This is a genomic window from uncultured Flavobacterium sp. (assembly GCF_951805225.1).
In the GTDB taxonomy this organism is placed as follows: domain Bacteria; phylum Bacteroidota; class Bacteroidia; order Flavobacteriales; family Flavobacteriaceae; genus Flavobacterium.
On sequence record NZ_OX638201.1, the window covers coordinates 5,166,253 to 5,186,895 of the forward strand.

The 20,643-nt window shown below is 33.1% G+C and carries 15 protein-coding genes, 1 tRNA gene and 1 riboswitch; of the genes, 11 read left to right on the forward strand and 5 right to left on the reverse strand.

The genetic code is table 11. The annotated features are described in order from the left end of the window. Positions 1 to 15: 15 nt before the first annotated feature. Positions 16 to 1,197 carry a SusE domain-containing protein gene (locus WN975_RS21500; protein ID WP_337968273.1) on the forward strand — a complete coding sequence of 394 codons (1,182 nt, stop codon included), beginning with the start codon at positions 16 to 18 and terminating at the stop codon, positions 1,195 to 1,197. A 398-nt stretch (positions 1,198 to 1,595) separates the two neighbouring features. Beyond that, positions 1,596 to 4,469: an alpha-amylase family glycosyl hydrolase gene (locus WN975_RS21505; protein ID WP_337968274.1), complete on the forward strand. Its 2,874-nt coding sequence runs from the start codon at positions 1,596 to 1,598 to the stop codon at positions 4,467 to 4,469. Positions 4,470 to 4,581: 112 nt separating this feature from the next. Here the strand turns inward: WN975_RS21505 and WN975_RS21510 are convergent, their stop codons facing one another. Continuing rightward, positions 4,582 to 4,809 (reverse strand): hypothetical protein, encoded by a 228-nt coding sequence (locus tag WN975_RS21510; RefSeq protein WP_337968275.1) that lies wholly within the window; start codon positions 4,807 to 4,809, stop codon positions 4,582 to 4,584. An 11-nt stretch (positions 4,810 to 4,820) separates the two neighbouring features. Beyond that, a complete protein-coding gene (locus tag WN975_RS21515) occupies positions 4,821 to 6,317 on the reverse strand; it encodes an MFS transporter (protein WP_337968276.1) in 1,497 nt (498 codons plus the stop codon). A 243-nt stretch (positions 6,318 to 6,560) separates the two neighbouring features. Further along, a riboswitch (cobalamin riboswitch) is annotated at positions 6,561 to 6,755 on the forward strand. Positions 6,756 to 7,089: 334 nt separating this feature from the next. On the opposite strand from WN975_RS21515, the gene WN975_RS21520 reads away from it, so the two are divergent. Continuing rightward, positions 7,090 to 8,409 carry a DUF5074 domain-containing protein gene (locus WN975_RS21520; RefSeq protein ID WP_337968277.1) on the forward strand — a complete coding sequence of 440 codons (1,320 nt, stop codon included), beginning with the start codon at positions 7,090 to 7,092 and terminating at the stop codon, positions 8,407 to 8,409. Between the two features lie 357 nt (positions 8,410 to 8,766). On the opposite strand, the gene WN975_RS21525 is transcribed toward WN975_RS21520, so the two are convergent. Then, positions 8,767 to 8,839, reverse strand: a tRNA-Phe gene (locus tag WN975_RS21525). 104 nt (positions 8,840 to 8,943) lie between these two features. Here WN975_RS21525 and WN975_RS21530 point away from each other — a divergent pair. From WN975_RS21530 to WN975_RS21560, 7 genes are all read left to right on the forward strand, one after another. Continuing rightward, positions 8,944 to 9,678, forward strand: a complete 735-nt coding sequence (locus WN975_RS21530) for a type III pantothenate kinase (protein WP_337968278.1) — start codon at positions 8,944 to 8,946, stop codon at positions 9,676 to 9,678. Further along, positions 9,671 to 10,900, forward strand: a complete 1,230-nt coding sequence (locus WN975_RS21535) for a hypothetical protein (protein ID WP_337968279.1) — start codon at positions 9,671 to 9,673, stop codon at positions 10,898 to 10,900. The genes WN975_RS21530 and WN975_RS21535 overlap by 8 nt, the downstream gene beginning before the upstream one ends. 51 nt (positions 10,901 to 10,951) lie before the next feature. Next, positions 10,952 to 11,506, forward strand: a complete 555-nt coding sequence (gene lptC / locus WN975_RS21540; protein WP_337968280.1) for an LPS export ABC transporter periplasmic protein LptC — start codon at positions 10,952 to 10,954, stop codon at positions 11,504 to 11,506. A 10-nt stretch (positions 11,507 to 11,516) separates the two neighbouring features. Then, a complete protein-coding gene (locus WN975_RS21545; protein WP_337968281.1) occupies positions 11,517 to 11,711 on the forward strand; it encodes a hypothetical protein in 195 nt (64 codons plus the stop codon). A gap of 2 nt (positions 11,712 to 11,713) precedes the next feature. Continuing rightward, complete coding sequence (locus tag WN975_RS21550) at positions 11,714 to 12,976, forward strand: hemolysin family protein (protein ID WP_337968282.1); 1,263 nt, start codon at positions 11,714 to 11,716, stop codon at positions 12,974 to 12,976. A gap of 108 nt (positions 12,977 to 13,084) precedes the next feature. Continuing rightward, on the forward strand, positions 13,085 to 15,184 hold the full coding sequence (locus WN975_RS21555) for a peptidylprolyl isomerase (protein WP_337968283.1): 2,100 nt from the start codon (positions 13,085 to 13,087) through the stop codon (positions 15,182 to 15,184). 287 nt (positions 15,185 to 15,471) lie between these two features. Continuing rightward, complete coding sequence (locus WN975_RS21560; protein ID WP_337968284.1) at positions 15,472 to 15,906, forward strand: hypothetical protein; 435 nt, start codon at positions 15,472 to 15,474, stop codon at positions 15,904 to 15,906. A 38-nt stretch (positions 15,907 to 15,944) separates the two neighbouring features. Here WN975_RS21560 and WN975_RS21565 read toward each other — a convergent pair whose 3' ends face one another. Beyond that, the gene (locus WN975_RS21565) at positions 15,945 to 16,868 is read right to left on the reverse strand and encodes a GYDIA family GHMP kinase (RefSeq protein WP_337968285.1); all 924 of its coding nucleotides are present in this window, start codon (positions 16,866 to 16,868) and stop codon (positions 15,945 to 15,947) included. 75 nt (positions 16,869 to 16,943) lie between these two features. Beyond that, positions 16,944 to 18,266 (reverse strand): hydroxymethylglutaryl-CoA reductase, degradative, encoded by a 1,323-nt coding sequence (locus WN975_RS21570; protein WP_337968286.1) that lies wholly within the window; start codon positions 18,264 to 18,266, stop codon positions 16,944 to 16,946. Positions 18,267 to 18,447: 181 nt separating this feature from the next. Between WN975_RS21570 and WN975_RS21575 the strand changes: the two genes are divergently transcribed. Further along, positions 18,448 to 20,619 carry a DPP IV N-terminal domain-containing protein gene (locus WN975_RS21575; protein ID WP_337968287.1) on the forward strand — a complete coding sequence of 724 codons (2,172 nt, stop codon included), beginning with the start codon at positions 18,448 to 18,450 and terminating at the stop codon, positions 20,617 to 20,619. The last annotated feature ends 24 nt before the right edge of the window (positions 20,620 to 20,643 follow it).

A 20,643-nucleotide genomic window follows, 5' to 3' on the forward strand; every position in this document is an offset into this window, starting at 1 on the left:
AAAATATAAATCAAAATGAAAAAATTAACTTTTTTATTACTAGGACTACTTGCATTTACTATAACATCATGTAGTGATGACGATCCGGATATCATTGTAAATGGTAAAGAGAAAATAACAACATTACCAGTTTTGGATGCATTACCTGCTCCAGCTGAATACGTTGTTCAAAAAGACGTAAATGAAACTACAGAAGCAGGAACTTTTAAATGGTCAGCTGCAACTTTAGAGTACAATGGAGCTGTTAGTTATTACATTCAGATGGCACCTGCAGGAAGCGATTTCTCTACTGCAGTAGATGTATTTCCTGCAAGCGTTTCAACTACTACAAAAAGCTTTACGTTTGGAGATTTAAACAATGCTTTAACAAGATTAAATGCTTCACTTGTTGCAAATGGTAAAACTTCATTAGGATTTGGGGCTCTTGCTCAAGTTGAAGTTAGAGTAAAAGCAATCGCTGAAAAATCTTTATCAATAGGATATTCTTTAACTCAATTAATGAAAATCAATGCTTATGAGAATATCGTTGTTGTAACGCCAGAATTATTTTTAGTTGGTGCGCCACAAGCTTCTTATGGAGGATCTGCTTGGGATGAAAAACATGGTATTGCATTAAAATACATTGGTGACGGAACAACAAAACTTTTTGAAGCTTACGTAAAAGTAAATGTTGGAGAAGGTTTCAAATTTACTGGAGACGGAAAAACTTGGGATAATGGTAACTATGGTACTGACGGAGGTGTTGCAGCTATTTCAGGAGGACAAGAGTTTGCTTTAACTAATTCAGGAGGAAGCAGTGATCTTAAAGTTGCTGAAGCTGACGGTGCTGGATTGTACTATGTACGTGTTGACATGGATGCAATGAAAGTTAAAGTTATAAAAATGCAATGGGGAGTTATTGGTGCTGCTACTGCAGGAGGATGGAATGACGAAAGTGCAATGGGTTATGATTTTGCATCTAACACATGGTCATATGCAGGAAGTGATATTACTGCTGGAGAAATGAAATTCAGATCTAAAAACACAGGTAACTTCATTAATGGAGTAAATGGAGCAGGTGGAGAATGGACATTCAATGTTGGTGATTTACTTTTTGTTGGTGATGGTGGTACAGGTAAAAACTTTGTAATTACTGCTGGTGCTAAACCAAAATTAGTAGTTAATTTTGATGGAACTGCTGTTGTTACGGGATTGTAATACATAAAATAAATTTTAAAAAGGGCTGTCGAAAGACAGTCCTTTTTTTATGCCTTTTTGAATGAGACTTTATGTACAGGGTAAATTCTAAGATTGCGATTTAGTCAGGTAACTTTCTGGATTGATGTTATTAGTTGATAAAAATATCAATTTAGGAAAATAGTTCAGAGATAAATAACTATTTGTTAAATAAATAGAAGTAAAAAAACACACTTTGCAATTTCATTTTCTGTCTGAAAAATATCCTTTTTTGAATAATTTTCTTCTTTTTGCGATAAAGTTTTGAACACTACAACGTTTGCGCGAGGTCATTTCGAAAACGCTATAGTAGATTTACGATTTATAGGATACCTTTATTAATTATGTCATTTTTTGCTTTAATACACATTACTTAAATTATGAAAAAAACTTTACTTTTATTTTTCCTTTTGTTATCAGCAATTACATTTGCGCAACAACAAACGGTTACTTACAGTGTAAGTCCATCAACTTTTGAAGAAACTACTGCAATTACCATTACAATTAATGGAAACAGTGTTAATGAAAGTACTTGGGGAGTTACAGATCACTCACTTTATCTGTGGGCGTGGGCTTTTGATACCAATGATACAACTCAAAAAGGTACTCCAAATAATGGTGGTTGGGATGCATCAAGCGATGCAAGTAAATTTACATACAACTCAGCTTCGGATACTTATACTAAAACAATTACGCCAACAACTTATTATAATGTAACAGGAATTGGTAAAATTGGTTTTTTGGTTAAAGCAAAAAACGGAACCGGTGATAAAAAATCACAAGATATTCTTGTTGAAGTAGGATCTTTTCAGGTAACATTAACGGCTCCAACAGAAAATAGTACTACAATTTTAGCTTCGGGAGCAAGTTTTAATATTGCTGCAACAAATACAAACGGAGTTGCAAGTTATTCATTGAAAGCTAACGGAACTGTAATCAATACAAATGCAAGTACATCAAGTTATTCTTATACTGCGACTAATATTACAGCCAATCAAAGTTATGAGTTAATTGCAACTCAGGGAACAACGACAATCTCTAAAAAGTTTTCGGTTGTTGTAAATCCAAATACGGTTTCAGAAAATATGCCTGCGGGTTTAGTTGACGGAATTAACTATAATGCTTCTGATGCTACAAAAGCAACTTTGGTTCTTGATGCACCTTTAAAAGACTTTGTTTACATTGCAGGAAGTTTTAATAATTGGCAGCCTTCATCGGCGTATGCCATGAAAAAAGACCCAACTTCAGGGAAATTCTGGTTAGAATTAACAGGTTTAGTTTCCGGCGTAAATAATACATATCAATATTGGGTAGTTGAATCTACTCCAATTGCAAATTCACCTTCATTGGTAAAAACTGCAGATCCATATTCAACTTTAGTTTTGTCTCCTTCTGATGATTCTGGGATTCCTGCAGCTTCATATCCAAATAGACCGGCTTATCCGGCAGGACAAAATTTTGAAGTTACAGTTTTGAAAACAGGACAAACTCCATACAATTGGAAAGTGACCAATTTTACAAAACCTGCTAAAGAAAAATTAGTAGTTTATGAAGTTTTGGTTCGTGATTTTGATGCTAATAAAAATTATCAAAGTCTGATTGACAGAATCGATTATTTTAAAAATCTTAAAATAAATGCAATCGAATTAATGCCGGTTATGGAGTTTGAAGGCAATGAAAGCTGGGGTTACAATACTTCATTTCATATGGCTTTGGATAAATTTTACGGAACTTCAGATAAGTTAAAAGAGTTTATCGATTTATGTCATGAAAACGGAATTGCGGTGATTCTTGACGTTGCTTTAAATCACGCTTTTGGCCGTAATCCTATGGTTAGAATGTGGATGAATGATCCTGATGGAGATGGTTATGGTTCGCCAACAGCTGAGAATCCTTATTTTAATACCGTTGCAAAACACAGTTATAGTGTTGGAGAAGATTTTAATCACCAATCACTAAAAACACAAAATTATGTAGATCGAGTAATCAAACAATGGATTGAAGAATACAAAATTGATGGTTTCCGTTGGGATTTAACCAAAGGATTTACACAAGCTTGTACAGCTTCAGATGAAACTTGTACGAATGCATATCAACAAGACAGAGTAGATATCTTAAAGAAATATGCTGATTATTCCTGGAGTCTTGATCCTACACATTATACCATTTTTGAGCATTTAGGAACTGATGCCGAAGAGAAAGAATGGGCAAATTACAGAGTTACAGAAACGCCTAGTAAAGGAGTTATGATGTGGGGGAAAATGACAAATCAATACAATCAATTGTCAATGGGATATGCAACAAGTAGTGATATTTCGAGAATGGCAAGTTCTAGTCGTGGTTTCACTGCAAACAGATTAATGGGATATGCAGAAAGTCATGATGAAGAGCGTTTGATGTACAAAAATGTTCAATACGGAGCTTCAAGCGGATCTTATAACGTTAAAACATTAAATACAGCTTTGTCAAGAATGTCTGCAATTGGTGCCGTTTCATTATTAGTTCCTGGCCCAAAAATGATTTGGCATTTTGGAGAATTAGGTTGGGACAGTTCTATTTTTACTTGTAATAATAACACCGTAAATACAGATACTGATGCTGCTGCCGGAGATTGTAAATTAGATACAAAACCACAACCTCAATGGGTTAATAATTGGTTAGGAAACACGAATAGAAGCAAGATTTATAATGATTGGGCAAAAATGATTAATCTTAAAATCACAGAACCTGTATTTTTAGGAACTTCTACTATTTCAAGTCCAAATTCATTGAGTATCAATATCAAAATCAAGAATGATAATCTGACTTCTGCACAATTAAAAGACGTTGTGATTCTGGCTAATTTTGATCTTACAGCAAAAAATGTTGCAACAGGTTTTCCATATGCAGGAAATTGGGTTAACTTAATGGATAACACAACTATTGCTGTTACAGATGTAAATGCAACGATAAGTATTCCGGCTGGAGAATACAGAATTTACGGTAACAAACAAGCGAATTTAGCGATCGAAGATTTCGAAAAAGGAAATGTGGTTAGTTTGTATCCAAATCCGGTTGCTAACTACTTTACTTTAGATATTGCAACAACCAAAGTTCAGGTTTATGCAGTTTCTGGTCAATTGGTAAAAAGTTTTACAACAAACGGAGATTTAGATTTTCAATTTGGTGTAAGCGATTTAAAAACAGGAATATATATTGTAAAAGCTTTTGACGAGAACGATAATGTTCGAGTAGCAAAGTTTATTAAAAAATAACTTTTAGAGTATAATCTTTATAGTCTGAAAAGTATAATGTTTGGTTTTGTTTAGTAATGAAAAAGGGTTGTCTGGAAACAGACAACCCTTTTGAGTTAAAGTGTATTTCAACTTATCTCTTTTTGTGATTGTACTCGCCAATTACAGCGAAATAGCCAAAAGTTCCTAATCCTAAAACAATTAACGGAGTAAGAATAAAAAGAATAATGATGCCAAATACTAAATCATCTTGTTGATCTGATAATAATTTAGGTAAGCCAAATTCAAACACGCAAAAGTAAGCAGCGGCAACTGCTAAAATAACCCATAAAACGCCTAAAGCCTGTTTGATTGTATCCATGTTCTAAAATGTTAAAGATGATTAATTTTATTTTTGTTGTCTATATAAATCATTCCAATTATAAAGCAGACCGAAGCAATAATAATAGGATACCAAAGTCCGTCAAGATAAAAATCGCTTTTTCCGGCTGCTTTTGAATGCGTTACAAAGTAAGTTGAGATTGCCGGCAGTAAACCTCCAAAAATTCCATTTCCTACATGATAAGGAAGTGACATTGAAGTATATCTGATTTTAGCTGGAAACATTTCAACTAAAAATGCGGCAATTGGACCATAAACCATTGTAACAAATAAAACCTGAATAAAAACTAAAAAAATTAAAGTCCATTCATCGCCGGAATTGATATTTATAGTGATAGTGCTTTGAGATTTTTTCTTATCAGCAAAGTCTGTTCTCTTTTCGATATACGAAGTTCCATCCGTATAGGTTTTTGAAATAGTGGTAATTATGTTATTATTTTTTGCTGTTTCAACATTTTGTGTGGTTTGTTCTACAATTTCAGATTTGTAACTTACATCCGTTGTATTGTACATCATTTTATAGATTGGTCTGTAGAATAAAATGGCAAGAAGCATTCCGCCCATCATAATATATTTTCGACCAACTTTGTCGCTCAGCCATCCAAAAACTATGAAAAATGGTGTTCCAATTAAAAGTGCAATTCCCAATAATCCATCAACTTGAGACGAATCTATATTCATCACAGTTTTCATAAAACTCATGGCGTAAAACTGTCCAGTATACCAAACAACGCCTTGTCCCATTGTAGCGCCAAACAATGCGAGTAATACAAATTTCAGATTGTATCGATTTCCAAAACTTTCTTTTAACGGATTTGTGCTCGTTTTTCCTTCTTTTTTTGCTTTAGCGAAGACAGGAGATTCGTCCATATTTTTCCGAATCAAATACGAGACACCAACCATTACAATAGAAACCCAAAACGGAACACGCCATCCCCAGGAATCAAAAGCTTCAGCAGAAAGCACGTTTTTAGTAGCAAGAATAACCATTAAGGAGATAAATAGACCAATTGTAGCGGTAGTTTGAATCCAGGAAGTCCAATATCCTTTTTGTCCAACCGGAGCATGTTCTGCAACATAAGTAGCTGCACCTCCATATTCGCCACCAAGAGCAAGTCCTTGTAATAAACGAAGAATCAAAACTAATAAAGGCGCAAGAAAACCAATAGTTTCATAACTGGGAATACAGCCAATTAAAAATGTAGAACCTCCCATTAATAATAAAGTCGCCATAAAAGTATATTTCCGACCAATGATATCGCCAAGTCTTCCAAAAAATAAAGCTCCAAAAGGACGAACTACAAATCCTGCCGCAAAAGTGGCTAACGTTGATAAAAAAGCCGCAGTAGGATTGTCACTTGGAAAGAATTTAGTGGAAATTACAACAGCTAAACTCCCAAAAATATAGAAATCGTACCATTCAATCATTGTTCCCATTGACGAGGCCGAAATTACTTTCCAAATGCCTTTTGTAGAATTTTTACTCATAAAATATTTTGTGTTTTTGATAATTAATTGAATAATTAAGTAACATTTTACGAATATATGAGATATTTTTTTATTTGTTCAATACTTTTTTAACAAAATTAGATCGATTATTGACTTTGTTTTTGTTCTATCAGTAAATGCCTAATAATTCGAAATAAATCATAGATTGAAGATTATAGATTGGGCTTTTAAATATAAAGGAGTGTTATTTTCTTAAGAAAGAAAACACTAGTTTTACAGCACAATTTTAAAACAGAAAATGGTTGTCATATTGAATAAATATTGACATTAAAAGGGAATTTGGTGTAACTCCAAAACTGTCCCGCAGCTGTAAGCTCATTAACTGAAGCCCTTTAATACGTCACTTTTCATTTTTTGAAAGGGAAGGCTGGGTGTAGGGAGCAAGTCAGAAGACCTGCCATTTTTATAGTAATAAATAGCTTTCGGGGATTGAAGCTTGAATTAAAACCAATACTTTTTCACTCTATGTGATAATGGTATTGTTTGGTTATTCTATTCTCGTAAGCCAAAAAAAGAGTTTATGAGATTTTTTTTCTGCAAATATGATATCGTAAAAACAATTTCCTGTTGGATGGTTTTCTTTCCGATACATGCTTTTTCTTCATTAAAAAAATCATTAAAACGTATCGTTGTACAAAATGTTTTGCTTTTTAAACAAAGGCAGACAGAAGTTTATTTTATAAAACTTTTGCTGAACACAAATTGTACATCGATTTAAAGATTTAAGTAATCTAATTTTAAATATTTAATGATGAAAAACCAATTTTTTACCAAGCAGTTACTTGCAATTGCTTCTTTAATGATCCTAACAGTTTCGTGTAATAATGACGACAATTTTACAGCAGCTCCGTCAATAAAAGGCGCACAACAATTAAAAGACACTTTAACTATTGGTAAAGCCCTAAAGTTAAGTTCGAAGTTAACAGATAGAAATAATGTTACTTACGAATGGGCTGTAGACGGAAAAGTTGTAGGATCTGATTCTACTTATGTTTTTAAACCAGAAACAAGAGGTGATTTTAAAGTTACAATGACAGCCAAAAATGATGGAGGAAAAACGTCTCTAACCTATAATGTTCTTGCATTAGGAACTTATGAAAATGGTTTTTTCATGATCAACGAAGGTTGGTACGGACACGGAACAGGAACAGTTGGGTTTTATAGATATGATACAAAAACTATTGAAGACAGTGTTTTTGTAAAAGCAAATCCAGGTAAAGATTTAAAACCAGAATCGTCTACATTAGAATTTGGAACGATCTTTAACAAAAAACTATTCTTAGTTTCTAAAGTTGGCGGACCAGTTGTTGTTACAGATGCGTACACACTTAAAGAAGAAAAAAGAATTCCAGCTCAAGGCGGAAACGATTGGCGTGCAGTAGTTGGTATTGATCAAAATCAAGCATTATTGACCTCTGGTAATGGTATATATAAGCTTAATCTGAATACAATGGCATTAAACGGACAAGTTGCTGGTGTTACAGGTCAGGTTGGAGATATTGTTAAAGTTGGTAATTATGTTTTTGCATTATCTGCTTCACAAGGAGTTATTGTTCTTAATGCTTCAACATTTGCAGTTGTAAAAACGATTCCGGCTATGGTTTTAGGATTTGCCGTTACGGATGATAAAAAAGTTTGGGCAGCGGGAGGTACAAACCTTATAAGTATAGATTCAGGTACGCTTACGGTAACAGAAATTCCGTTAGGTTTTCAAGCTTATGGAAGCTGGGGAGCATGGCATCCGGGATCTATTACGGCAGCCCAAAACAATGTTTTTATTGCTAAAAACGGAAGTTGGAGTGGTGGTAAACAAGTTTATAAATATACTGGTACGACCGCATCTTTGGCTACACCTTTTATTACTTTAACACAATCAAATATATTATATGGTTCAGGAATTGGTTACGATCGTCTGAAAAATACTTTGGTTGTAAATACAGTAAATGAAGGATTTGGAGCAAATTTCGCAATCAATAATCTTTACTTATTCAATGCTGATTCTGGTGTTAAAACTGGTACAGTAAGTTTCTCAGGATATTATTTCCCTGCGGTTTCTGTATTTCAGCAATAGTTTTTTTATTTCTTAACCGCAATCCCGATAGTTATCGGGAGCTAAGATTTACGCAAAGGTTCGCAAAGTGATTATAGCTTTGCGAACCTTTGTGTTTAAATAGATCAATAAAAAAACGTTGTAAGAGAATATATAACCGCAAAGTGCGCAAAGATTTTTTTAAGTAGGGATTTTGTAAAAAAAACGCAAAGTTCGCAAAGCTTGATCAACACAAAGCTTTGCGAACTTTGCGTGTTTGTTAACCACAATCCAAGGCAAAAAAAAACTTTGCGCGCTTTGCGGTAAAATCCGATGCAATTAAGCTTTTCACGGAAATATTTAAAAACAAAAAACCCGAATAGAAATATTCGGGTTTTGTGGTACCTCCAGGGATCGAACCAGGGACACATGGATTTTCAGTCCATTGCTCTACCATCTGAGCTAAGGTACCTTTGTGTGCGTATTGCGGGTGCAAAGATAGAATCATTTTCCGTTTATCCAAAACATTTTTTTAAAAAAATCAATTCGTATCTTCGCAGAGGTAAAAAAATAAATATGGTTTTAGCAATTGATGTTGGTAATACAAGAATTAAAGCTTCTGTCTTTGAGGATAATAATGTTTTGGAAGGCTTTGTTTTTGATAAAAATGAGCTCGAAAAAAATATTGAAAAAATTTTAAAAAAATTTCCAAATTGCTCTGATTTGATCGTTGCTTCGGTTGGAAATATTGAAAAACAATCTTTTTTAGCTTTCGAAAAAACACTAAATATTCATTTTTTTACACACGAAGATCTTTTTCCCTTTACAAATAAGTATGCAACTCCAAAAACTTTAGGAATTGACAGAATGATTTTGGCTTCCGGAGCAACTTTACAGTTTCCAAAACAAAATCGATTAGTAATTGATGCAGGAACTTGTATTACCTACGATTTCATCGACGAAAATGACAATTATCTGGGCGGAGCAATTTCTCTAGGCCTACGTTTAAGATATGAAGCGCTCCACAATTTCACGGCCAGATTGCCGTTACTGACTTTAGATGCACCTGAATCCTATATAGGAGACACGACTGCACAAGCCATTCATTCCGGAGTTGTCAATGGCTTCGTCTATGAGATTGATGGTTTTATCGATGAATATCGAGCAAACTTTTCAAATTTTATAATAATTTTAACGGGAGGTGATGCAGAATTTTTGGCTAAACGATTAAAAAATACCATATTTGCCAATTCAAATTTCTTACTGGAGAGTTTGAACCAAACATTTCAATATAAAATCGACAATGATTAAAAAAATTATAGTAAGCGCTTGTTTGCTTATCTCGTTCGTTTCATTCGCTCAACAAGGAACAGCTTCTCCTTATTCTTTCTACGGAATTGGGGATGTAAGGTTCAAAGGAACACTTGAATACAGATCTATGGCCGGAGTTGCAGTAGAGCAGGATAGTATTCACTTAAACATTGAGAATCCCGCGAGTTATGCCAGTTTGCTTCAGACGACTTTTACTGTTGGAGGAACTTTTGGAACTTCAAACTTAAAGACAAGTCAGGAAACTGCAAAAGCACAAAGAACTACTTTTGATTATTTGGCGATAGGAATTCCAATGGGAAAATTCGGTGCAGCATTTGGTTTGATCCCAGTATCTTCAGTTGGATATAAAATTAGAAATGACAGAACGGACACTGAAGGAGCGACAAGTTCTCAGCTTAGTGGAACCGGTGGAATAAATAAAGTGTTTTTTGGTTTAGGTTATAAAATCAGACCAAACTGGAATATTGGTGCAGATGCTCAATATAACTTCGGAAAAATCACAACAACAAGTGTAGAACTTCTTACAGGTGTTCAAAACTCGACTGCAGAAACAAATGCAGCAGAGTTATCAGGTCTTAGTTTTAATATTGGTACAATGTATCAAGCTAAACTTACTCAAAAACTACAGTTATTTACTAGTTTGAATTATACTTTTGCAACTAATCTAAATTCTAATACAACAAGAGTTATTTCGGTTGATGGAGATTCTACTCCAGTAGTATTTGAGCCGCATGGTGATGATTTGAAATTGCCAAACAAAGTAACATTTGGTGCAGGTATCGGACAGGCTAGAAAATGGTTAGTAGGAACTACAATGGCTTTTCAAGGAGACGGACAATTTGCGAATTACTATAATTCAGAGCAAAATGTACGTTATGAAAAATACCAAAAATATGCAGTAGGAGGATATTATATTCCAAATTATACTTCTTTCTCAAACTATTTAAGCAGAATTACCTATAGAGGAGGATTTAAATACGAGAAAATTGGTTTAATAATCAATAATGAGTCTATAAAAGATGTTGGTATGACTTTAGGAGTTGGAGTTCCAATTCCTGGATCTTTTTCGAATGTAAACTTTGGTGTTGAATTTGGAAAAAGAGGTACTGTTTCTTCAAACCTTGTTCAGGAAAACTATGTAAACTTTAGTGTAAGTTTCTCTTTTAATGACAGATGGTTTATTAAGAGCAAATATAATTAAACATAAAATCTTATGTTTTTTTAAGCACATACAATTTACTACATTTGGCAAATGAATTTACCAAAGAGATATATTATAAATGCTGTCACAGTTCTCGCTGTGACACTGTTTTTTGGATGCGAAAGTAACTTTAAGGATGTTCAGAAATTTAACTTCTCTGAATTCGTTCCGGGCAGTGATGCTGATACCGTTAATATTAAGTATACAGATTCTGGGCGTATAACCGGTGTTTTGGTAAGTCCAAAAATGCTGGATTATTCTAATCTGGATTTTCCTTTTACAGATTTTCCTAAAGGATTGGATGTTACTTTATACGACAAAAAACAAAAACGTACCTTTATAAGATCTAATTATGCTGTTTCATATAAGGCTACAGGTATAATAGATTTACAGGGAAAAGTGAAAATCACCTCAGAAACTGGTCAGATGCTGGAAACAGAGCAATTGTATTTTGATCAGAAAAACGAATGGTTTTATACCGAAAGAAAATTCAAGCTTACAGATGCTAAAGGAGTTTCATACGGACAAGGAATAGATTTTAGTAAAGATTTTAAAGTGATTAATTCGCAACGAGTAAGTGGTGAAATTGAATCATCAGAAGAATAAAAAAAATATTATGGGCTTAATAAAATACACACAATACCTTTATTTGATAATTGCAGCTGCGTTTATTTATGACGGAATCACAAAATTAAATGATCCTGCAAATGGTTATTGGTTAAGTTTTGGGATTGCTGCAGTGAGCATTTTTATGTTCTTCTTCAGAAGAAAATATGCAAAGAAATTTGACGATCATTATAAAAAACAGTAAAAATGGAAATTAGTATTATAATACTATGTTTAATACTATCAGCCTTTTTTTCAGGAATGGAAATAGCTTTTATTTCCTCGAATAAGATTTATCTTGAAATTGAAAAAAAACAAGATAATTTTCTTTCTCAGATTCTAACCAAACTTACCGAAAACCCTTCAAAGTTTATCGCTGCAATGTTAATTGGTAATAACGTGGCTTTAGTTGTTTACGGTTTCTTTATGGGAGATTTAATTCTAAAATGCATCATAAGTTTAGGATTTCATTTTTCTGATTTTAGTAGTTTGTTGATTCAAACAATAACTTCGACTTTTATAGTTTTAATGACTGCGGAATTTCTTCCGAAAGTATTTTTTCAGATTTATGCCAATACGTTGATTAAAGCTTTTGCGCTTCCGGCGTATTTGTTTTATCGATTGTTCTATTACATTTCGACTTTCTTTATTTGGATATCAGATTTTGTTTTGAGGAAATTCTTTAAAACAGAAGGAGATCAGACGCAACTTTATTTTAGTAAAATAGAACTCGGAAATTATATCACAGAACAAATGAATTCTGTAGAAGACGATGAAGAAGTAGATTCTGAGATTCAGATTTTTCAAAATGCTTTAGAGTTTTCAGGCGTAAAAGCGCGCGATATTATGACGCCGCGTACAGAAATTGTAGATGTAGATTTATTTGACAGTATAACAGATCTTAAAGAATTATTTATTGAAACTGGATATTCTAAAATTGTAGTCAGTCAAAACTCTCTGGATGATATTGTGGGTTATGTGCATTCTTTTGACTTGTTTAAGAAGCCAAAAACGATCAAATCCGTTTTGATGACCGTTGAGTTTGTTCCGGAAACAATTTTGATAAAAGACGCTTTGAATTTGCTGATTAAAAAAAGAAAAAACGTTGCGGTAGTTCTAGATGAATACGGAGGAACTTCAGGAATTATTACAATCGAAGATATCGTAGAAGAACTTTTTGGAGAAATCGAAGACGAACATGATTCAGAAGAAGAAGAGTTGATTGAAGAAGAGTTAGGCGAAGGAAAATATTTGTTTTCGACACGCTTGGATGTGGAGTATTTAAATGAAACTTACAAGTTAATGATTCCAGAAGAAGATTCTTACGGGACTTTGGGAGGTTTTATTGTGAATTATACCAAAGAAATCCCTCAAAAGGGCGATGAAATCGTGATTGACAACTTTTATTTCGTGATTGAAGAGGCGACAAATAAGAAAATTGAATTAGTCAAAATGACAATAAAAGACTGATTTTTTAAATTAATAAAAAAAATTGTTGAAAATAAAACGCTAGTTGTATTGTTATTAACTAGATAATTGTATTTTCGCAAACTGAATATAAAATTAACGATAATAAAAATGGCAGTTTTAGCAAAAATTAGACAGCGTTCCGCTTTATTGATAGGAGTTATTGCACTTGCATTATTTGCATTTATAATACAAGATCTTTTCACTAGAGGAAGTTTCGGTCAAAGTTCAAAAGATGTAGGAAGCATCGATGGAAAAGATATTTCATTTGAAGACTTTAGAGTTAAAGTTAGTAATGTTGAAAAAAGTGGTCAAGGAATTACTTCCACTGAAGCTGCAAACAGAGTTTGGGATCAAGAAGTTTCAATCGCATTATTATCTGCTCAGTTTGATAAATTGGGATTAAGAGTTGGTGAAAAACACTTACTTGAAGTTTTAAAAGCAGATCCGAATATTGGTAAAAACCCAATGTTCTTAAATGCAGCTGGATTATTTGATGTAGCTAAATTTAAAGAGTACTTCAAAACAAATCCTGAAGCAGCTCAATATCTTTCTCAAAAAGAGAATGATGCTGAATTGAACGCAAAATATCAAATCTACAGCACACTTGTAAAAGCTGGACTTTATACAACTGTTAGCGAAGGAAAGTTGAAATATGAAATGGAAGCTAACAAAGTAAACTTTGCTTATGCTGCTGCATTATATTCTTCTATTAAAGATAGCGATGTTAAAATTTCTGATGATGAGATCGTTGCTTATATGAAGAAAAACGAGAAAAAATTCAAAGCTGATGAAACTCGTGAAATTCAATACGTTTTAGTAGAAGACAAAGCTTCAAAAGAAGACGAAGCTGAAATTAAAGCTAAAATCACTGCATTATTAAACGGTAGAGTTGAGTACAATACAAAAACTGGTAAAAACGATACGTTACCTGGTTTTAGAAGTGCAACAAACATTGCTGAATTCGTAAACTCAAATTCTGACGTTCCTTACGATTCTACATACGTTCCTAAGAATGCTTTGCCAGCTATCGATGCTGATAAATTATTTAGTTTACCTGCAGGAGCAATTTATGGTCCTTATGTATACGGAAAATATTATGCTATCTCTAAATCTTTAGGATTTAAAGCTGGTGTTAACGCAAAAGCAAGTCATATCTTAATTGCTTATGAAGGATCTCAAACTCCAAATGCTAAAGAAAAAAGAACTAAAGAAGAAGCTAAAGCTAAAGCTGAAGAAATTTTAGCACAAGTTCAGGCTAATCCTGATAGTTTCATGATGTTGGCATTTACAAGTTCTGATGACTCATCTGCTCAACAAGGTGGAGATTTAGGATATTTTGGTCCAAATCAAATGGTGAAACCATTCAATGATTTTGTATTCAATAACGGAATTGGAAAAATTGGTTTAGTTGAAACTCCTTTCGGATTTCACATTATCAAAATTACAGATAAACAAGACGGAATTCGTTTAGCTACAATTGCTCAAAAAATTGAGCCATCTGAAGCTACTTCTGATAAAGTATTTACATTGGCAACTAAATTCGAAATGGACGCTGCTAATAAAGATTTCAATACTACGGCAAAAGAATTAGGTTTAAAAGTTGCTGCTCCGGTAACTGCAAAAGCTTTAGATGAGCAATTTGGTCCATTAGGAAACCAACGTAACATCATCAGATGGGCATATGACAAAGAAACAAGCAAAGGAGATGTAAAACGTTTTGAAATTGCTAATATTGGGCACGTAATTGCACAATACAAAAGCGAAAACAAATCAGGTTTAGTATCTGTTACTTTAGCTAGACCTTATGTTGAGCCAATCTTGAAAAACAAGAAAAAAGCTGAAATGTTAAAAGCTAAAATGACAGGATCTAGCCTTGAAGCTATTGCTAAAAGTGCTGGTGTAGCTGTTCAACAAGCTGCTGACGTAACTATGGATAACCCGGTATTACCTGGTGGAGTTGGACAAGAGCCAAGAGTTGTTGGTAATGCATTTGCTTTGTCTGCAAACAAAATCTCTGCTCCAATTGAAGGAAACACTGGAGTTTATGTTGTAAAAAACATCAGTACTGTTAAAGCTCCAGCTGCTGCTAATCATGCAGAATATGTAGCTAAAGTTAAAGCTCAAAGCGCATCTGATGCAAGCAGAATTTTGCCAGCATTGAAAGCTAACGCTAAAATTGAAGATAACAGATTACAATTTAACTACTAGTATTTAGTAATTAAATAATCAAAATAAAAAAACCCGAAATATTCATTTGAATATTTCGGGTTTTTCTTTGCGCTGTATTGTGTTTTTTGTAGTATTTATTAGCCGCTTTTCTTAATGTATATAGGAATAATAGAAATAAAATTTTAAAAATTTGTGATATTAAAATTATTACAGTTAATTTGCTGCGATTTAACGAAGTAACTTCCGCCCCTAAGGTATTAGCTAAATTATAATTAACGGAGATAACAATCGAGTACTGTGGATAAACAAAAATTTTATATTTTTTTATGTTTAATTTGTTAAGAAGAAAACCTAGGGTGTATACCAAAATTGAGAATCATATTTTGGGGATAATTACGGAACTTTTAAAACTAAATAATACTGATATCAATTGTGATGAATTGGGAGGTAAGTATTATTTAAGTAATGAAGAACAGCATTTTAAAGTTACCGTATTAAGTAATGACTATGTTATTAGGTTGACTAATACTCGTGATTCTGTTGCTGAAAAATATGAAAAACTTTTTGTCGAAGATGTTCTAAAAGCTATAAAAGAAGAAAAACATCGAAGGATGGAAGTCGTTTATGATTCTATCAATAATAGTATAGAAAAAATGGCTGAGCGTTTACATAATACACTTATCGAAACCAATGAGCTTGAAACCCAAAAGGTGAGAAGGCTTGAAACGAAGCATATAAAAACAAAAAAAGTGAACTATTAGTTCACTTTTTTTGTTTTATGTCAGGTTGTATTGATGATTTAATTCTGTAGAATCATTTCATCATAAGTCAGGATTGTCTCGTATCCTTTTGAAGTGAAATATTCAGTTGGATTTTCTTTTGAAACAACCATAACAAAATCTCCGCCCCAGGCACCAAGACTTTTTACTACTCCGGAAAAATCAGGAAAGGCAATTTCTTTGATCGTTTCCAGTTCTAATATATTGCTTAAATGAATTTCGTGTTTTTCTAAAGCAAAGGCAAATTCTTTTAAGTTTTCTGCCTTTAGAACAGCTTCCGTTATTTTATCATTGTCGATAATGTTGTGCGCCAGATTTTGATTCTTGTTATTGTAATAAGCGTTTATTGCTGCTTTACTATTTTGTTTTTTATTGAGGTAAACGAAATGAATATTTTTAGTAAAATCGGGACTAAAATTAATTGTTTCTACGGTTGGTAAATTTTGTTGATCCAGACGATATATAATTGGCGTATTATTTTGAGCGCAGGCAATATCGTAACCGCTGCCTCCGAAACTGTTTTTAAGAAGCGTAAAAGCGTCAATTTTAGTCCATTGAGCAATGTTGTTCAATAAGGTTGATGATGTGCCTAATCCCCAGTTTTTTGGAAATGTAAGTTGCGTGCTTATTTTATAACCTTCTGCATTATTGATAAAATCAGGATTTAAAAGATATGCTTCGTGCAAAATGTTTACTAAAGTACTTTTAACTGTTTCGATTTGGACTGGAATATTGGCTATAATTTCAGAGAATGAAATAGTGTTTTGAAACCAAAGATTTTCATCAAAATCATAGCTTTGCCATTCAATTTCTTTATTTGAACCATTTTCTACAATTAAATTCTGTCCAAATTTTGTGGGTAACGCAAAAGCTTTGGCGCCATCTAAAACTAAATATTCACCTGTAATTAGGAGTTTTCCGTTACTGTAAAAGGTTGTTTTCATTCTGTATTTTTAAAATAAATTCCAATTAACGTTGGGGTTTGGAATTTTATTAGGAGGCTGTAATATTTGGAATTTTTATTTACTTTGTTTTCTTATATTTTCAATAAATTCGACAACGGCACTGTGTGAAACGGCATTTTTCTTAAAATGAGTTTTGATTAAATGACGTTCTTCATCTGTGGCTTCAAATTGGTTGATGATGTTGTTTAAGTGCATTTTCATGTGTCCTTCCTGAATTCCGGTTGTGGTTAATGAGCGTAATGCTGCAAAATTTTGTGCCAAACCTGCAACTGCGACAATTTCCATTAATTCTTTTGCAGATGGTTTTTCAAGTATTTCTAAACTTAATTTTACTAACGGATGTAAAGAAGTTAAGCCGCCAACGGTTCCGATTGCTAATGGAATTTCTAACCAAAAAGTGAAGATTCCGTTTTCAATTTTAGCGTGTGATAAACTTGAATATTGACCGTTTTTTGAAGCGTATGCATGAACTCCGGCTTCTACAGCTCTAAAATCATTTCCGGTTGCGAGAATTACAGCATCGACACCGTTCATAATTCCTTTATTGTGCGTAACGGCTCTGAATGGCTCAACTTCGGCAATTTGAACTGCCTGAACAAAACGTTCGGCAAATTCTTGTGGATTCGGAATATGTTTTTCGGTTAAATCTTCAATTGGACAAGAAACTTCAGCTCTGACAAGACAATTTGGAACATAATTAGACAAAATACTCATAATTACTTCCAGCGTTTCATTGTTCGAAAATAAATCTGAATTTTGAAATTCGTCTTTTAATGTAGTAGCAAATTGCTCTAAACAAGAGTTTATGAAATTTGCGCCCATGCTATCTTTGGTCTCAAAAGTAGCGTGAAGCTGAAAGTAGTTTTCAAGTAAACTTCTTTTGTCTTTTAGTTTTATATCTAAAATTCCGCCGCCACGTTGTTGCATGTTTTTAGTGATGCTTTGTGTTTCAGAAAAGAATTTTGGTTTGATTTGATCAAAAAAGGATTGTAGTTTTTGTGCATCTCCATTGAAAGTAAAATGTACTTGTCCAATTTTTTCGGTATCAATTACAGTGGCTTTAAAACCTCCGCGGGTTGCCCAATATTTGGCTGCTTTTGAGGCGGCTGCAACTACGGAACTTTCCTCAATTGCCATTGGGATTGTTTTGTATTTATTGTTTATTAAAAAATTTGGAGCGACTCCTAACGGAATGTATAGATTGGTTATTGTGTTTTCGATGAATTCGTCATGCAATTGTTGCAGCTTTTCGTCTGAATTCCAGTAATTTCTTATAATATTTAAGGCTTCTTGGGGCTCTGTGAAGTAGGTATTGGCGATCCAGTTTATTTTTTCTTTTTTGGATAATTTCGAAAATCCGGCAACTGCGTTGTTCATTCTCAGTGTATTAAATAATATTGTTGCGACAAAGATACCAATTTAAGAGTTTTGTTTAAAATCTATTTAAATTTAGAAAGTACGCAAACGTTATTTTTTTTAACATTTAACACTTAAAATGTGTATTATGTTTATTTTTTTTACTAAAATTGGGCTCTTTTTTATATTTAAAATAATTCAAATGAATACAAGTAAAATTACGGTTATACTTTTGTTATTAGTTGCTACTGTTTTTGGGCAACAAAAAATTACAGTTGAGAATATTTATGGTGGAGCTTTTCGGGCCAAAGGAATGGATGAATTGCAATCTTTGAAAAATACAGACCAATATACTGTATTGAATGTGGACAACGCCAGCAGAAGTATGCAAATAGATTTGTACGATTTTGCAACGTTAAAAAAGGTATCTAATCTAATCGATACAAAAAATCATAAGGAATTAGCAAGCGGAATTAACAGTTATATTTTTGATGCTTCTGAAAAAAAGATTTTAATTGCTTGTAATTCTAATAAAATCTTCCGTCACTCTTTTACTGCTGATTATTATTTATACGATATCACATCAAAATCACTAACAAAACTTTTCGATTTTCAGATTCAGGAACCAACTTTCTCGCCTGATGGAACTAAAATCGCTTATGCTAAAGAAAATAACCTTTATGTATATGATGTAGCTTCAAAAAAATCGACTGCTGTTACTACAGATGGAAAGAAAAACGCAATCATCAATGGTATTACGGATTGGGTTTATGAAGAAGAGTTTGCTTTTGTTAAGGCTTTTGACTGGAGTAAAGACAGTAAAAAATTAGCTTATATTCGTTTTGACGAAAGTGCCGTTCCGGAATTTTCAATGTCAATGTTTCATAAAGATTTATATCCAACAATTGAAACGTTTAAATATCCTAAAGCAGGAGAAAAAAATTCAGTGGTTTCGTTACATATATATGACGCCGCTGCAAATGCTACTAAAAAAGTTGATTTAGGAAATTATAACGACTTTTATATTGCAAGATTAAAATGGACAAATGATAGTAATGTATTATCGGCTCAGGTTTTAAACCGTCATCAGGATAATCTTGATTTGCTTTTTGTTGATGGAACTACAGCTGCTGCAAAAGTGGTTTTGAATGAAAAAGACAAAGCATATGTTGATGTTACAGATAACTTGACTTTCTTAAAAGATAACAGTTTTATCTGGACTAGCGAAAAAGATGGTTTTAATCATATTTATGTTTATGATAAAGCCGGAAAACTTAAAAATCAAGTTACTAAAGGTAACTGGGAAGTAGTGAATTACTACGGTTTTGACGAAAAAACAAAAACTATTTTCTACCAATCTACAGAAAATGGTTCTATCAATAGAGATATTTACAGAATTGGTTTAGACGGAAAAAGTAAAGTACGTTTAACTTCTAAAGTTGGAACAAGTGCGGCGACTTTTAGCCCGAATTTCCAATTTTTTATTAATACATTCTCAAGTGCTTCTCAACCTACAACTTATACATTGAACGAAGCAAAAACTGGAAAAGAAGTTCAGGTTATCGAAAACAATCAGGCTCTTTCTGATAGATTAAAAGCATATAACTTACCAACTAAAGAATTTTTTGTTTTAAAAACTGCTAAAGGAAACGAACTTAATGCGTGGATTTTGAAACCAAAAGATTTTGATCCTTCAAAAAAATATCCTGTTTTCATGTACCAATATTCTGGTCCTGGATCTCAACAAGTAAATAACGATTGGAATAATACTGATGATTATTGGTTTGCTTCACTAACACAACAAGGTTATATTGTGGCTTGCGTTGATGGTAGAGGAACTGGTTTTAAAGGTGCTGATTTCAAAAAGGTAACTCAAAAAGAATTAGGTAAATTCGAAGTAGAAGATCAGATTGATGCTGCAAAAGTAATTGGAGCTTATCCTTATGTTGATGCTTCAAGAATTGGAATCTTCGGATGGAGTTATGGTGGATTCATGGCTTCAAACTGTATTTTTCAAGGAAACGATGTTTTCAAAATGGCAATTGCTGTTGCTCCGGTAACAAACTGGCGTTTTTATGATTCTGTTTACACAGAAAGATACATGCAGACTCCGCAAGAAAATGCTAGTGGATATGACCAAAATTCCCCAATAAATCACGTTGATAAATTAAAAGGTAAATTTTTATTGATTCACGGTTCAGGTGATGACAACGTTCATGTGCAAAACTCAATGCAAATGATGGAAGCTTTGATTCAGGCAAACAAACAATTTGATTCTCAGATATATCCAGATAAAAATCACGGGATTTTTGGCGGAAAAACGAGAATTCAGCTTTATAATAAAATGACTAACTTTATCAAAGAAAATTTATAATTTAAACATAATTAACAGTAAATA

What these genes read in the sequence shown, in the direction of transcription:
- WN975_RS21500 (WP_337968273.1), top strand. Translation starts at nt 16, where the DNA reads ATGAAAAAATTAACTTTTTTATTACTAGGACTACTTGCATTTACTATA.
- WN975_RS21505 (WP_337968274.1), top strand. Translation starts at nt 1,596, where the DNA reads ATGAAAAAAACTTTACTTTTATTTTTCCTTTTGTTATCAGCAATTACA.
- WN975_RS21510 (WP_337968275.1), bottom strand. Translation starts at nt 4,809, where the DNA reads ATGGATACAATCAAACAGGCTTTAGGCGTTTTATGGGTTATTTTAGCA.
- WN975_RS21515 (WP_337968276.1), bottom strand. Translation starts at nt 6,317, where the DNA reads ATGAGTAAAAATTCTACAAAAGGCATTTGGAAAGTAATTTCGGCCTCG.
- WN975_RS21520 (WP_337968277.1), top strand. Translation starts at nt 7,090, where the DNA reads ATGAAAAACCAATTTTTTACCAAGCAGTTACTTGCAATTGCTTCTTTA.
- WN975_RS21530 (WP_337968278.1), top strand. Translation starts at nt 8,944, where the DNA reads ATGGTTTTAGCAATTGATGTTGGTAATACAAGAATTAAAGCTTCTGTC.
- WN975_RS21535 (WP_337968279.1), top strand. Translation starts at nt 9,671, where the DNA reads ATGATTAAAAAAATTATAGTAAGCGCTTGTTTGCTTATCTCGTTCGTT.
- lptC (WP_337968280.1), top strand. Translation starts at nt 10,952, where the DNA reads ATGAATTTACCAAAGAGATATATTATAAATGCTGTCACAGTTCTCGCT.
- WN975_RS21545 (WP_337968281.1), top strand. Translation starts at nt 11,517, where the DNA reads ATGGGCTTAATAAAATACACACAATACCTTTATTTGATAATTGCAGCT.
- WN975_RS21550 (WP_337968282.1), top strand. Translation starts at nt 11,714, where the DNA reads ATGGAAATTAGTATTATAATACTATGTTTAATACTATCAGCCTTTTTT.
- WN975_RS21555 (WP_337968283.1), top strand. Translation starts at nt 13,085, where the DNA reads ATGGCAGTTTTAGCAAAAATTAGACAGCGTTCCGCTTTATTGATAGGA.
- WN975_RS21560 (WP_337968284.1), top strand. Translation starts at nt 15,472, where the DNA reads ATGTTTAATTTGTTAAGAAGAAAACCTAGGGTGTATACCAAAATTGAG.
- WN975_RS21565 (WP_337968285.1), bottom strand. Translation starts at nt 16,868, where the DNA reads ATGAAAACAACCTTTTACAGTAACGGAAAACTCCTAATTACAGGTGAA.
- WN975_RS21570 (WP_337968286.1), bottom strand. Translation starts at nt 18,266, where the DNA reads ATGAACAACGCAGTTGCCGGATTTTCGAAATTATCCAAAAAAGAAAAA.
- WN975_RS21575 (WP_337968287.1), top strand. Translation starts at nt 18,448, where the DNA reads ATGAATACAAGTAAAATTACGGTTATACTTTTGTTATTAGTTGCTACT.